Below are 13,778 nucleotides of genomic sequence, written 5' to 3'. Positions count from 1 at the left end.
TGATAACTAGCGTTCATCGTTATGCATCGGCTGATAACATGTCAAGTGAAAGGGGACTGACCAGGAGGTGGACAACCGGATGGACGGCACGACCAGAACGCGGATGACCGCGTCGCAGCGCAGCGCTCAGGTGCTCGCGGCCGCCGTCCAGGCGTTTGCCGAATCTGGTTATGCCGCAACGAAAACCGACGAGATCGCCCGGCTGGCCGGGGTGTCCCAACCCTATGTGATCCGGCTGTTCGGCACCAAGCAGCAGCTGTTCATCGCCGTCCTGCACGAGGTGTGCGCCCGCATCGAGCAGGTCTTCCGCGACGCGGAGATCGAGCCGGACGCCGACACCGCCGCCGCGCTGCAGGCGCTCGGGAAGGCCTACGAGGTCTTCCTGGAGGAGCGTGAGCTCCCGCTCAACCTGCTGCACGGCGCGGCCGCGAGCGCCGATCCGGCGATCGGCGACCACATGCGGGAACGCTTCGGCCGGATCTACCGGCTGGTCGGCGAGCTCACCGGTGCCGACACGACGGAATCACGTCGCTTCGTCGCCACCGGCATGCTGCTCACGATCATGACGGCCATGCAGGTGGCGGGCGCAGCGGCGATCCCGCTCCCCTGGGCCACCGAGATACTCGACGACCTGCGCAACAGCGTCGACCCGCACTGCTGAGGCGGTGCTAGCGCACGTGCTGGACGCGCGCGCTCGCGTAGAGGCAGATCGCCGCGGCGGCAGCGAGATTCAGGCTCTCGGCCCGGCCGTGGATGGGGATGCGAATGCGATGGTCGGCCCGCGCCGCGACGGCGGGGTCGAGTCCGTGGGCCTCGTTACCGAAGAGCCAGGCGACCGGACCGGCCAGGATCTCGTCGGCGGAATCCAGGTCGACCTCGCCGTTCGCGGCGGTGGCCAGGATGGTCACGCCCGCCGCGGAGATCGCGTCCAGGGTCGCGGCGACATCGCGACTGCGCGCGATCGGCACGTGGAACAGGCTGCCCGCGCTGGCGCGGACGCATTTGCCGTTGTGCGGGTCGACGGTGTCGCCCGCCAGCACCACACCGTCGGCGCCGACCGCGTCGGCGACCCTGATCAGGGTGCCCGCGTTGCCGGGTTCGGCGATCTCGACCGGCACGGCGAGCATGCGCGGCCCGCGCTCGAGGATGTCGGTCAGCGGCACATCGACCAGATCGCACACGGCGACCAGACCGGGCGCGGTGACGGTCTCGCCGAGATGCTCGGCGGCGCGATCGCCGACCAGGGTGGTGCGCACGCCGTCGGCGGCGGCACCGGCGATCAGCGCGGTCTCGCGGCTCGCGGCCGCGACCGAATAGAACAGCTCACGGACGCGACCGGTCTCCAGCGCGGCGGTCACGGCATTGGCGCCCTCGGCCAGGAACTGGCCGGACTTGCGGCGCTGCGCGGCGCGCTGGAGCTTGACAGCGGAAACGACCCGCGGATTGCGCTCGGAGAGCGCGTCCACGGGTCGTTCCGGCAGATCGCTGTGTGTCGTCAAGCTCAGGCAGCGGTGGCCGGGGCGTTGACGTCGGCGGGCAGCGCGGCCTTGGCGACAGCGACGAGGCCGGCGAAGGCCTCGGCGTCGGAGACGGCGAGCTCGGCCAGGATCTTGCGGTCAACCTCGACACCGGCGGCCTTGAGGCCCTGGATGAAGCGGTTGTAGGTGATGTCGTTCAGACGCGCGGCGGCGTTGATACGAGCGATCCACAGCTTGCGGAAGTCACCCTTACGCGCCTTGCGGTCGCGGTAGGCGTAGGTCAGCGAGTGGAGCTGCTGTTCCTTGGCCTTGCGGTACAGGCGCGAGCGCTGGCCCCGGTAGCCCTTGGAGGCCTCGAGGATGGAACGGCGCTTCTTCTGAGCGTTGACAGCCCTTTTGACGCGTGCCACTTTTCAGTCCTTGATCATCTGGGGGGCGCGGCGGCGCCCGAGTTCGGTAGTTGTCGGCGTCCGGTTATCCCGGCCGCGGAATCGTCAGGGTGCGACGGTCTCAGGCGAGACCGAGCAGCCGCTTCACGCGGGGGGCGTCGACGGCAGCGACGGACTCCGTGCCTTCCAGACGACGAGTCCGGCGGGTGGCCTTGTGCTCCAGCAGGTGGCGACGGTTCGCCTGCTCGCGAAGCAGCTTGCCACTGCCGGTCACCTTGAATCGCTTCTTGGCGCCGCTGTGGGTCTTGTTCTTCGGCATGGATTCCTCTATCTGTGTCGTTGAAATCGGTGTTACTGCGGGTCGGCCGGCGCGGCCTGCTCGGCGGGCGCCGGCGTTTCGGCCGTCGCAGCCGGTTCGGCACTCGCGGGGCCGGTCGGCAGCGGACGCGCTGCCGGAGCCGATTCCTGCTGTGCCTTCACCCGCGTCTTCGCGCCCTTGTGGGGAGCGAGGACCATGGTCATGTTGCGGCCGTCCTGCTTGGCCGAGGTCTCGACGAAACCGAGTTCGGCGACGTCGGAGGCCAGACGCTGAAGCAACCGGAAACCGAGCTCGGGCCGCGACTGCTCACGACCACGGAACATGATCGTGACCTTGACCTTGGACCCGGCCTCGAGGAAGCGAACGACGTTGCGCTTCTTGGTCTCGTAGTCGTGGTCGTCGATCTTCGGGCGGAGCTTCTGCTCCTTGATCACGGTCTGGACCTGGTTCTTCCGGGACTCGCGCGCCTTCTGCGCCGTCTCGTACTTGAACTTGCCGTAGTCCATGATCTTGCAGACCGGCGGACGGGCATCGGGTGCCACCTCGACCAGGTCGAGATCGGCTTCGAGCGCGACGCGTAGTGCATCTTCAACACGCACGATCCCAACCTGTTCGCCGCCGGGTCCGATGAGACGAACCTCGGGAACACGGATGCGATCGTTGATGCGGGTCTCAGTGCTGATGGGGCCTCCTAGGTCAAGCGGTGTCGTCATAACGACCGCAGGCAATAACTGCAACCCCTGTTTCAACACGAAAGCCCCGCTGCGGTATTTCTCCGCGACGGGGCCCGATGTCGACCGATCGCCCACAGTCGATGCCCTCACGAGCTCGCTGTCGACCCCCGCGTGCCAGGCACACAGGAAACCCGCCACATCGGGCGGGTGACCGGGACCGTTTGTCCAGTACGATTGCTCGCCGGTAACGGTGGGAGTCGGGCTCCACTTATCTGCCCCAGAGCTGCATGACACAACCAGGGGCGGTCGTCAGCGGAAAGTCTAGCATCGCATTCCGCTATCGCCGAATCGGCCTGGCGCGAACGGGCCCCACCGGGGCCGCTATAGCCTTGTCGGCATGACTGACGAGCTCGATCCCCCCGTGCGCGACCTGGCCGACATCCCCGCCGTCGAAGTTATCAGCCGGGCCGCCGTGATGCTGATGAGTTCGGCCGCGGAGAAGCTGGGGCTGGCCTCCGACGACCCGGACTCCGGGGCGCACGTCGACCTCGACGAGGCCCGCCGGGTGATCACCGCGCTGGCCGGCCTGGTCACCGCGTCGGTGGAGTACCTCGGCCCGCACGCCGGTCCGATCCGCGACGGCCTGCAGGCCTTGCAGCGCGCGTTCCGTGAGTCCTCCTCGGTGCCGGACGCACCGGGCGCGGGCCCGGGCGAGAAGTACACCGGGCCCGTGTTCTGAGCCCGACCGGACACCGAGACGCAAAAGATCCGCCGGCGCAGCAGCGCCGGCGGATCTTTTGTCTACAGAGGCTTACGCGGCCGCGGTCAGGCCGCGGGGGGCGGCGTGCCCGGGGTCACGGCGATGGCCGAGCCCGAGGCGATCGCGTTGGCGAGAGCGGTGAAGATGCTGGCGAGGCCTGCGCTTCCGGTTTCCATGCTCAGTGGTTCCTTTCGATTCCGCCCGACTCAGGCAGTCGGCTTGGTGGGCGTGTAGGCCAGCGAGGACCCGCCACTGAGGAAAGACAGAATCTGGCCGATGAGCGCCGTGGTGGCTTCATCCATGGGGACGTTCCTTTCGTACTGCACGACACCCGCGATCGCGCCGCCCACGGGCGCGAGACACCACTGGATGCCGGTTCGACTGACCGTTACTGTCCGGTATTCCGGCAACGGTGAGGCGAATGCTACCCACAGGTGTTTCACTTTGTCGCGTTTTCGGAAAGTCCCCGCGCGCGAGACTATCCGGACTCAGCGCAGCGCGGCCGCCTTTCGCGCCAGCCGCTTGGCCGCGGCCGTCTCCGCAGGTGCCTTCTTCGCGGCGGGGGCCGCCTTCTTGGCCGCTTTCTTCGCTGCGGGCTCGGCCGGCGCCGGTGCCGCCAGCACCTCCTTGAGGAACTGGCCGGTGTAGCTGCCCGACACCTGTGCCACATCCTCCGGCGTACCGGTCGCGACCACGGTGCCACCGCCGGAACCGCCCTCGGGACCCATGTCGACGACCCAGTCCGAGGTCTTGATGACATCGAGGTTGTGCTCGATGACGATCACCGTGTTGCCCTTGTCGACCAGCCCGTTGATCACCTTGAGCAGCTTGCGGATGTCCTCGAAGTGCAGGCCGGTGGTCGGCTCGTCGAGAATGTAGACGGTGCGCCCGGTCGAGCGCTTCTGCAGCTCGGCGGCCAGTTTCACGCGCTGGGCCTCGCCGCCGGACAGCGTCGGCGCGCTCTGGCCGAGCCGCACATAACCCAGACCGACCTCGACGAGCGTCTTGAGATACCGGTGGATCGAGGTGACCGGCTCGAAGAACTCGGCGGCCTCGTCGATCGGCATGTCCAGGACCTCGGCGATGGTCTTGCCCTTGTAGTGCACCTCGAGGGTCTCGCGGTTGTAGCGGGCACCGTGGCACACCTCGCACGGGACGTAGACGTCCGGCAGGAAGTTCATCTCGATCTTGAGCGTGCCGTCGCCCGAGCACGCCTCGCAGCGGCCGCCCTTGACGTTGAACGAGAACCGGCCCGGCTGATAGCCGCGAACCTTGGCCTCGGTGGTCGAGGCGAACAGGGTGCGGATCTTGTCGAAGACGCCGGTGTAGGTGGCCGGGTTCGAGCGCGGGGTGCGCCCGATCGGCGACTGGTCGACCTGCACCAGCTTGTCCAGGTGATCCAGGCCGTTGATCCTGGTGTGCCTGCCCGGCACCTGGCGGGCGCCGTTGAGCTTGTTCGCCAGCACCGTCGCCAGGATGTCGTTGACCAACGTCGACTTGCCCGAGCCGGAGACGCCGGTGACCGCGGTGAGCACGCCCAGCGGGAACGCCACATCGATACCGGTCAGATTGTGCTCGGTGGCGCCGACGACGGTGAGCCTGCGCTTCTTGTCGATCGGCCGGCGCACCATCGGCACCTCGATCTGCTCACGGCCGGAAAGGTAAGCGCCGGTCAGTGATTCGGGCTCGGTCAGCAGTTCGGTATACGGGCCGCTGTGCACCACCCGACCACCGTGCTCACCGGCCAGCGGGCCGATGTCGACGACCCAGTCCGAGGCGCGGATGGTGTCCTCGTCGTGCTCGACGACGATCAGGGTGTTGCCCAGGTTCTTCAGCCGCAGCAGCGTCTCGATCAGCCTGCGGTTGTCGCGCTGATGCAGGCCGATCGACGGCTCGTCGAGCACATAGAGCACGCCGACCAGGCCGGAGCCGATCTGGGTGGCCAGGCGGATGCGCTGTGCCTCACCACCGGACAGCGTCGCGGCCGCGCGCGAGAGCGTGAGGTACTCCAGGCCGACGTCGAGCAGGAAGCCCAGGCGCGCCTGGATCTCCTTGAGCACCTGACCGGCGATCGCGGCCTCGCGCTCCCCCAGCGTCAGCGAATTCAGGAACTGCGCGCACTCGCCGATCGACAGCTCACTGACATCGGCGATCGACTTGTCGGTGCCGTCGGCGGCCAGCGTGACGGCCAGGATCTCCGGGCGCAGGCGGGCACCGTGGCACACCGGGCACGGTACGTCGCGCATGTAGCCGTCGTAGTGCTCCTTCATCTGCTCGGACTCGGTGTTGTCCATCCGCCGGTGCAGAAACGGCATCACGCCTTCGAAATCGGCGTAGTAGGAGCGCTTGCGGCCGTAGCGGTTGACGTAGGAGACGTGCACCTGGTCGGAGCTACCCTCGAGCACCGCTTTGCGCGCCTTGGCGGGCAGGTCCTGCCACGGGGTGTCCATCGAGAAGCCGATCGACTCGGCCAGGCCCGACAGCAGCCGGTTGAAGTACTCGGCCGTCTGCCCGCGCGACCAGGGCGCGATGGCGCCGTCGGCCAGGCTCAGCTCCGGATCGGGCACCACCAGCTCCGGGTCGACCTCCTTGCGGATGCCGAGGCCGGTGCAGTCGGGGCAGGCGCCGTAGGGCGAGTTGAAGGAGAACGAGCGCGGCTCGAGGTCCTCGATGTCGAGCGCGTGGCCGTTCGGGCAGGCCAGACGCTCGGAGAAGCGGCGCTCCCGGTCGTGCGCGTGCTCGTCGCGGTCGACGAAGTCCAGCACCACGATGCCGTCGGCCAGCCGCAGCGCCGTCTCGATCGAGTCGGTGAGGCGCTGCTTGGACGCGGACTTGACCGCGAGCCGGTCCACGACGACCTCGACGTCGTGCTTCTCCTGCTTCTTCAGCTTCGGCGGATCGGTGAGCGGATACACGACGCCGTCGACCCGCACACGCGAGTAGCCCTGGGTCTTGAGCTGGTCGAACAGGTCGACGAACTCGCCCTTGCGGGTCCGCACCACCGGCGCCAGGACCTGGAACTTGAGCCCCGCCTCCATCGCCAGCACCTGGTCGACGATCTGCTGCGGCGTCTGCTTGGCGATCAGCTCGCCACACACCGGGCAGTGCGGTGTGCCGGCGCGGGCGTAGAGCAGGCGCAGGTAGTCGTAGACCTCGGTGATGGTGCCGACCGTCGACCGCGGGTTGCGGTTGGTCGACTTCTGGTCGATCGACACCGCGGGCGAGAGGCCCTCGATGAAGTCGACATCGGGCTTGTCCATCTGCCCGAGGAACTGCCGCGCGTAGGCCGACAGCGACTCGACGTAGCGGCGCTGCCCCTCGGCGAAGATCGTGTCGAACGCCAAGCTCGACTTCCCGGAACCGGACAGACCGGTGAACACGATCAGGCTGTCACGAGGCAGGTCGAGGTCGACACCTTTCAGGTTGTGTTCCCGAGCTCCGCGCACAGTGAGGCGTTCCGCCACCTGGTGAATCCCTTCTCCATCGTCATCCGCCGACCGGACATGAACCCCCGCTCGCCATGCTAGGCGGACCCACCGACAGAAATATTTGAGCGCTGGCGCGCTCGAGGTCGCGGCCCCTTGGGTCCCGCCGATCAGGCGCCGTGGCTTGCTCCTTCGTCGCTTGCGCCACGGCGCCTGATCGGCGGGACGGCCGCGACGGCCGACTGCGTCGGCCTGCCCCTCCTCGGGGTCGGGGCTTGGTGGTCGAGTTCCCGGTCTGCGCCCATGATTTCGGCGTACGGATTATGTTTGACGGCAGGGGTGGGGCGATCGACATGATGAAGGAGCCGGCGTGCTCGAGGTTTTCCTGGTCGACGACCATGAGATCGTCCGGCGCGGGCTGATCGATCTGCTCGAGGGTGATCCAGAACTCAGGGTGATCGGGCAGGCCGGTGGAGTGGCCGAGGCGATGGCGCGCATTCGCGAGGCACGGCCGGACGTGGCGGTGCTCGATGTCCGCCTGCCCGACGGCAACGGCATCGAGCTGTGCCGCAATCTGCTCGCCGAGTTCGAGGACTTGCGCTGCCTGATCCTCACCTCGTTCTCCGACGAGCACGCCATGCTCGACGCGATCCTGGCCGGCGCCAGCGGCTATGTGGTGAAGAACATCGACGGGATGAAGCTGGCCGACGCGATCAAGCAGGTCGGCGCGGGCCACTCGCTGCTCGACACCCGCGCGGCCGACGCCCTGCGCGCCCGGCTGCGCCGCAGCACCGAGCCCTCCGGCGCGCTGGCCGGGCTCACCGAGCAGGAACGCCGATTACTCGAGCTGCTCGGCGAGGGGCTCACCAACCGGCAAATCGCCGCGCGGATGTTCCTGGCCGAGAAAACGGTCAAGAACTATGTCTCCCGCCTGCTGGCCAAACTTGGCGTCGAACGCCGCACCCAGGCCGCCGTGCTGGCGACCAAGCTGCGCGAGCCGTGAGGGTCAGGACGGGACGACGATCGTCAGGTCGCCGTCGTAGCGGCGGTAGAGCAGGTTGCCGCGGCCGCTGTGGCTGTCGGTGAAGAACAGGTACGGCAGGCCCGCGGTGCACAGCATGTCGGAGGCTTCGTCCTCGGCGTAGACCGGCGCGGCGTCCTGGACGACGCGGACCGGCATGGCGCTGGCGGTCAGCGGCAGCTCGGCCGACTCCCCCGCCGCGGCCGTGCGGCGCTGCCTGGCCAGGCTGACACCGTGCGGATCGGCCCAGGTGACGATGGCGTCCTCGCCGGTCTGGGCGTCGGTGAACAGGTAGGCGTCGTAGTCCATCGCGTCCAGCACGGTGCTGGCTTCCAGCGGCGTGCCGGTCATCAGCGCACAGTCCTTGCGGCGGATGATCGGGCGGGTCTCGGTGACCTGGGCCAGCGGGCGCCGGGCCGGATCGGGCCACGCGCCACGGGCTTCCTTGCCCGCGCGCCGGGCCAGCTGACGGTCGAGCCGCTCGGCGGCGAAGGTGACGGCGAAGCCGCCGGGACCGGTGACCTGCACGCGGGTGAGCGTGTCGTTGGTCCGGATGTTGGCCTGCACCAGGGTCGGCTCGTCGGAGCCCTGCGGCGCGGTGACGCGCACGCGGGCCGGACTGTCCAGGTGGTGCCTGCGCATGACGCGGGTGATGGCACGAACAGCGCGGGTGACGTCCTGGGGTGGTACCTCGCCGCAGGTGGTCACCGCGAGCTCCGGGTCCGCGGCGGTCGTCCAGTGCTGGGTAGTCGACAACGAATTCATCTCTTGCCCCACTTCTCGATCCCTATTCCCGGTGCCCTATGCCACCATGGGGGCCCTTGTGGGTGAAGGGCCGAAAGTCCCCACCTTGCGGACTAGACTTTGCGTTCGACGGTTGGGGTGGCGCGGCGAACGGATACGGCGATGACGAATGACGGTCGGGGTGGCCGCTATTCGGTGGGCCGGACGGTCTCCCAGCAGCGATTGCGCACGCTGCTCGGTGAGGTGGCCGATCGCGTCGAAGTGATGATCGGTTCCCATGACCGGATGGACGGGCTGGTCGAGGCCATGCTGACGGTCACCGCGGGCCTGGATCTCGACGAGACCCTGCGCACGATCGTGCGCACCGCGATGAACCTGGTCGATGCCCGCTACGGCGCGCTCGCGGTCCGCGGCCACGATCAGCAGGTCTCGCAGTTCATCGACGAGGGCATGCCGGACCAGATCCGGGACCGGATCGGGCGATTACCCGCGGGCCACGGCGTGCTCGGCGCGGTGTTCGCGCAGAAGGCGCCGCTGCGCCTGGACGATCTCACCGAGCATTCCTCCTCGGTGGGCTTCCCGGCGGGTCATCCGCCGATGCACACGTTTCTCGGTGTGCCGGTGCGTATCCGGGACGAGGTCTTCGGCAGTCTCTATCTGACCGAGAAGTCCGACGGTAAGCCGTTCACCGAGGAGGACGAGGTCCTGGTGCTGGCGCTGGCGGCCGCGGCGGGGATCGCGGTCGACAACGCACGGCTCTACGAACAGGCGCGGACCCGGCAGGCCTGGATCGAGGCGACCCGCGACATCGCCACCGAGTTCCTCGCAGGCACCGAATCGGACCGCGTGCTGGCGCATGTGGTCGACCACGCCCGCGGGCTCACCGGATCGCATCAGGCCTTCCTGGCCTCGGTGCCGGTGCCGGACGAATTGCCCAGCGAGATCTCGGAATTGGTGATCACCCAGTGGACCGGCCCCGACGCCGGACAGGACTGGCAGACCGTCCCGATCGCGGGCACCGCCCTGGGCGACGCGTTCAGCAGGCGCACGCCGCTGCGCTTCGACGACGTCTCCACCGTCACCCTCGGTGTCGAGTTCCCCGGTGCCGAATTGCCCGGCGCCGGACCGGCTCTCGTCCTGCCGCTGTGCACCCCCGATGCCACGCTCGGCGTGCTGGTGACGATCCGGCCACCCGGTTTCGCCCCGTATTCCGACGAGATGCTGGAACTGACGGCGGCCTTCTGCGATCAGGCCGCGCTGGCCGTCCGGCTGGCCGACGCACAGCGGCGGATGCGCGAACTCGACATCGGCGCCGACCGCGACCGCATCGCCCGCGACCTGCACGACCACGTGATCCAGCGACTGTTCGCCATCGGCCTGACCGTGCAGGCCACCCTGCCCAAAGCGGTGGTTCCCGAAGTGCGGCAACGACTCTCGACGGTGATCATGGATCTGCAGGAGGTCGTGCAGGAGATCCGGACCTCCATCTTCGACCTGCACGCCAGCGGCCCCGACCACAGCGCGGGCCTGCAGCAGCGGCTCGAGGTCGCGATCCGGCGCCAGACCGCCGACATCGCCTTGCGGGCCACCATCCAGGTGTCGGGTCCGCTGTCGGTCCTGGACCCGCAGCTGGCCGATCACGCCGAGGCCGTGGTGCGCGAGGCGGTGAGCAACGCGGTGCGCCACTCCGGCGCCGACACCGTCGCGATCGTCATCGACGTGGCCGACGACCTGACGATCACCGTCACCGACAACGGCTGGGGCATTCCCAACCACGTCATCCGCAGCGGACTGCGCAATCTCGAGCAGCGCGCGCAGGAGGCGAGCGGGCACTTCGACATCGGGCCAGCCCATCGCCCGGACGCCGACGGCAACCACCCCGAGATGCCGGGTACCCAGCTGCGCTGGGCGGTTCCGCTCCCCCAGGATTCACCGGCTACCGGCGGCTACGCCCTCGCCGGCGGCCCGGAGGCGGGCGAGGGCGACTGAGCTCGACCGCTCAGGCGGGCCCGAGGACGACGGCGGCGTTGTTGCCGCCCATTCCCATCGACAATTTCACCGTCGGACCGTCGGTCATCGGGGCCGGGCCGTCCAGCAGCCGCGGGTGCGCGGGCGCGACGATCGGCGCCGAGGCGGCGATGCCGCGTTCATAGGACAGCGCGATGGTGGCGACCTCGACCGCCGCGGCCGCGCCCTGGCAGTGCCCGGTGAGCGGCTTGAGCGCGGTGACGGCGGGGCGGTCGGCGAACACGGTGGTCAGCACGTCGCGTTCGGCGGCGTCGCACTGGCCGGTGCCGGTGCCGTGCACGTTGACGTAGTGCACGTCGGTCGCGGTGATCCCCGACGCGGCCAGCGCCCGCTCGGTGCAGCCGATCAGCTGGGTGTGGCCGGGGTCGACCGACACGACATGGAACGCGTCGTTGGTCATCGCGCCGCCGAGGACCCTGGCGTAAGGGGTGTCGACAGCGCCGGTGAGCAGGAACGCCACCGAGGCCTCGGCCATCGTGAAGCCGCGCGAGCCCTCCTGCAACGGCCGGCACGCGGTGAACGGGTCGGCGTCACCGACCGCGGCGCCCAGCCGGACGAAGTGGTCGAGCATCTCCGGCGTCGCCGAGAGATCGGTGGCGACGCACAGCACGTCGTCGACCAGGCCCGCCTCGCGCCACATCTTCGCGGTGAGCAGCGCCGCCGTTCCCGTGCTGCAGGCCGCCGAGACGTTCATCGCGGGCCCGTGGAAACCGAACTCCTGCATGACCACCGAGATCGGGGTCGACGGCAGCATCCGCAGGTAGTCGCGGGATCGCCGGTGCCCGTGATCGGTGAGGTAGAACTCGCGCCAGTCGGCGACGTCGCCGAGGGTGAACCCGTGCACCAGGCCGACCGTGCGTCCCGCACCGCGCCACCCGCGCGCCTCGGCGTCGGCGACGGCCTCGGCGGCCGCCGCGTGCACGGCGCGCCCGAACAGACCGGCACCGTGAGCCGGATCACCACCGTCGGGAATCCGGCCGACCCAGGCGTGCTGGTCCCGTTCGGGGCCGTATCCGGGGTGCAGCCGGGCCGACGGTTTACCCCCCAGGACCCCCTGCCACAGCTGCTCACGGCCCCAGCCGAAAGCGGAGACAACACCGATGCCCGCGATCGACATAGAATCGGGGCGGTGGACCATGCCGCCGGGACGTACGTCCGGTTTCACATCGCTCCTCGCGGATCTCATCGAGGGTCCCCACAATAGTCCTGTCCGCCGTCGCCAAGACCAGGTCGAGATCGGGGGTATCGCAGTGGGAGAAACCGATACCGACGCGGCGAGCGCCGAACAGCTCGCCCAGCGATACCGCTCGCTCGTCGAACACACGCCCGACGCGATCTGCGTGCACGAGGCGGGCAAGGTCGTCTTCGCCAATCCCGCCATGGTCCGGCTGCTCGGTGCCCGCACCCCCGCCGACCTGCTCGGATTGCCCATCATCCGGTTCGTCCACCCCGATTCGGTCCCCGCGATGCTGGACCGGATCGACCAGCTGACCGCCGATGGCGCCGCCTCACCGCCGACCGAGATGGATCTGGTGCGCTTCGACGGTCATACCGTGCCGGTGCAGACCGTGTCGGTTCTCACAGCGTGGCAGGACGCGCTGGCCTACCAGGTGGTCGTGCACGACCTGACCGCCCAGCGGGCCGCGGAGGCCTCGGCGCGCCGGGCGGAGGCGCACTTCACCACGGTGGTGTCGCAGCTGGAGGAGGGCGTGCTCGTCGTCGATCCGCGCGGCCGCGTCGAGTCGATCAATCCGGCGGGCAAGCGGATCCTCGGCATCGACGACGCGACGCCGGTGATCGGGCACGTCATCGACGAACTGCCGCTCACCCTGGTCGATCGCAACGGCCAGCCGATGCCGACGGCCCGGCATCCGATGGCGCACACCCTGGCGACCGGCGAGGCCGTCACCCAGTTCATCTTCGGCGTGGAACGCACCGACGGGCACCAGGTGTGGCTGTCGTGCAACTGCCGGCTGCTCAACCCGGATACCCCGCACTCCTCCGGCGTGTCCTCCTTCGCCGACATCACCGAGTTCCGGGCCAGCAGGCGCCAGCTCGAGTACCAAGCCACCCACGACGCGCTGACCGGGCTGGCCAACCGCTCGCTGATCCTGTCCCAGCTGTCGGCCGCGCTGGCCGACGAGGACGGCGGCCTGGTCACCACGGTGCTGTTCATCGATCTCGACGGCTTCAAGGCGATCAACGACACCCTCGGCCACGCGATCGGCGACACGGTGCTGCAGATCGTCGCCCAGCGGTTGCAGCGCGCGCTACGAGCCGAGGACCTGGTCGGCAGGCTCGGCGGCGACGAGTTCCTGGTCCTGCTGGCCGGGCACCCGCACAGGGCCGATCTACCCGGCCTGATCGAGCGGCTGCGCACCACCATGGCCGAGCCGATCATCGCCCGCGGGCACCGGCTGGAGGTGAGCGCCTCGATCGGCATCACCGAGCTCGGGCCGCACGAACACCGCACCCCGGAGGCCGTCCTGCACGACGCCGACCTGGCGATGTACCGAGACAAGCCGTCGGGTCATCGTGACCTCGGTCTCGGTCAGAATCGTCGATCGAACAACACCCACGCGTCCTGACAGACTGGTCGGCGTGATCATCGAACAAGCGGTGCTGCCCGTTCGCGCCGGGCTGGAAGCGGAGTTCGAGGCCGCGTTCGCCGAGGCCGCCCCGATCATCGAGTCGATGCCGGGTTTCGGCGGGCTGTCGCTGTCGCGGTGTGTCGAACGACCGGACAGTTATCTGCTGCTGGTGCGCTGGGAGCGGCTGACCGACCACACCGAGGGTTTCCGCGGATCGCCGGAATATCAGCGCTGGCGGGCGCTGTTGCACCACTTCTACGATCCGTTTCCCGTGGTCGAGCACTTCACGCCGATCGTCGGTGACGATCTGTTCGCCGAGTAGACTCGACAACTCTGTTCTCGCCGGTGA

The 13,778-nt window shown here is 68.9% G+C and carries 13 protein-coding genes; 6 read left to right on the top strand and 7 right to left on the bottom strand.

Going from position 1 to position 13,778, the window contains the following annotated elements:
- Nucleotides 1-79 precede the first annotated feature (79 nt).
- Nucleotides 80-661, top strand: coding sequence for a TetR/AcrR family transcriptional regulator (locus tag NV348_RS29075; protein WP_447149700.1), 582 nt, complete (start codon nucleotides 80-82; stop codon nucleotides 659-661).
- Between the two features lie 7 nt (nucleotides 662-668).
- On the opposite strand, the gene NV348_RS29070 is transcribed toward NV348_RS29075, so the two are convergent.
- The 4 genes from NV348_RS29070 to infC all read right to left on the bottom strand — a co-directional run bounded on the left by NV348_RS29070 (nucleotide 669) and on the right by infC (nucleotide 2,899).
- Nucleotides 669-1,466 (bottom strand): TrmH family RNA methyltransferase, encoded by a 798-nt coding sequence (locus tag NV348_RS29070; protein ID WP_447149699.1) that lies wholly within the window; start codon nucleotides 1,464-1,466, stop codon nucleotides 669-671.
- 35 nt (nucleotides 1,467-1,501) lie between these two features.
- The gene (rplT, locus tag NV348_RS29065) at nucleotides 1,502-1,888 is read right to left on the bottom strand and encodes a 50S ribosomal protein L20 (protein ID WP_019046423.1); all 387 of its coding nucleotides are present in this window, start codon (nucleotides 1,886-1,888) and stop codon (nucleotides 1,502-1,504) included.
- Between the two features lie 100 nt (nucleotides 1,889-1,988).
- A complete protein-coding gene (gene rpmI, locus NV348_RS29060) occupies nucleotides 1,989-2,186 on the bottom strand; it encodes a 50S ribosomal protein L35 (protein WP_218716546.1) in 198 nt (65 codons plus the stop codon).
- Nucleotides 2,187-2,218: 32 nt separating this feature from the next.
- Nucleotides 2,219-2,899: a translation initiation factor IF-3 gene (gene infC, locus NV348_RS29055; RefSeq protein WP_447151173.1), complete on the bottom strand. Its 681-nt coding sequence runs from the start codon at nucleotides 2,897-2,899 to the stop codon at nucleotides 2,219-2,221.
- A 358-nt stretch (nucleotides 2,900-3,257) separates the two neighbouring features.
- Here infC and NV348_RS29050 point away from each other — a divergent pair, with 358 nt between their 5' ends.
- On the top strand, nucleotides 3,258-3,599 hold the full coding sequence (locus NV348_RS29050) for a DUF1844 domain-containing protein (RefSeq protein WP_447149698.1): 342 nt from the start codon (nucleotides 3,258-3,260) through the stop codon (nucleotides 3,597-3,599).
- A gap of 509 nt (nucleotides 3,600-4,108) precedes the next feature.
- On the opposite strand, the gene uvrA is transcribed toward NV348_RS29050, so the two are convergent.
- Entirely contained in the window at nucleotides 4,109-7,084 is a 2,976-nt protein-coding gene (uvrA, locus tag NV348_RS29045; protein ID WP_447149697.1) for an excinuclease ABC subunit UvrA, read from the bottom strand.
- Between the two features lie 331 nt (nucleotides 7,085-7,415).
- Between uvrA and NV348_RS29040 the strand changes: the two genes are divergently transcribed.
- Nucleotides 7,416-8,048: a response regulator transcription factor gene (locus tag NV348_RS29040; RefSeq protein WP_218716543.1), complete on the top strand. Its 633-nt coding sequence runs from the start codon at nucleotides 7,416-7,418 to the stop codon at nucleotides 8,046-8,048.
- Between the two features lie 3 nt (nucleotides 8,049-8,051).
- Here NV348_RS29040 and NV348_RS29035 read toward each other — a convergent pair whose 3' ends face one another.
- Nucleotides 8,052-8,831: a sigma 54 modulation/S30EA ribosomal C-terminal domain-containing protein gene (locus NV348_RS29035; RefSeq protein ID WP_447149696.1), complete on the bottom strand. Its 780-nt coding sequence runs from the start codon at nucleotides 8,829-8,831 to the stop codon at nucleotides 8,052-8,054.
- Nucleotides 8,832-8,972: 141 nt separating this feature from the next.
- On the opposite strand from NV348_RS29035, the gene NV348_RS29030 reads away from it, so the two are divergent.
- A complete protein-coding gene (locus tag NV348_RS29030; RefSeq protein WP_447149695.1) occupies nucleotides 8,973-10,799 on the top strand; it encodes a sensor histidine kinase in 1,827 nt (608 codons plus the stop codon).
- Between the two features lie 10 nt (nucleotides 10,800-10,809).
- Here NV348_RS29030 and NV348_RS29025 read toward each other — a convergent pair whose 3' ends face one another.
- Entirely contained in the window at nucleotides 10,810-12,003 is a 1,194-nt protein-coding gene (locus NV348_RS29025) for a beta-ketoacyl synthase N-terminal-like domain-containing protein (RefSeq protein ID WP_447149694.1), read from the bottom strand.
- Nucleotides 12,004-12,088: 85 nt separating this feature from the next.
- Here NV348_RS29025 and NV348_RS29020 point away from each other — a divergent pair, with 85 nt between their 5' ends.
- Complete coding sequence (locus NV348_RS29020) at nucleotides 12,089-13,426, top strand: diguanylate cyclase domain-containing protein (RefSeq protein WP_447149693.1); 1,338 nt, start codon at nucleotides 12,089-12,091, stop codon at nucleotides 13,424-13,426.
- Nucleotides 13,427-13,439: 13 nt separating this feature from the next.
- Nucleotides 13,440-13,751 carry an antibiotic biosynthesis monooxygenase family protein gene (locus NV348_RS29015; protein ID WP_447149692.1) on the top strand — a complete coding sequence of 104 codons (312 nt, stop codon included), beginning with the start codon at nucleotides 13,440-13,442 and terminating at the stop codon, nucleotides 13,749-13,751.
- Nucleotides 13,752-13,778 lie beyond the last annotated feature (27 nt).

This window comes from Nocardia fodinahabitans (genome assembly GCF_052983615.1).
This window is presented reverse-complemented; position numbering and strand designations above follow the sequence as displayed.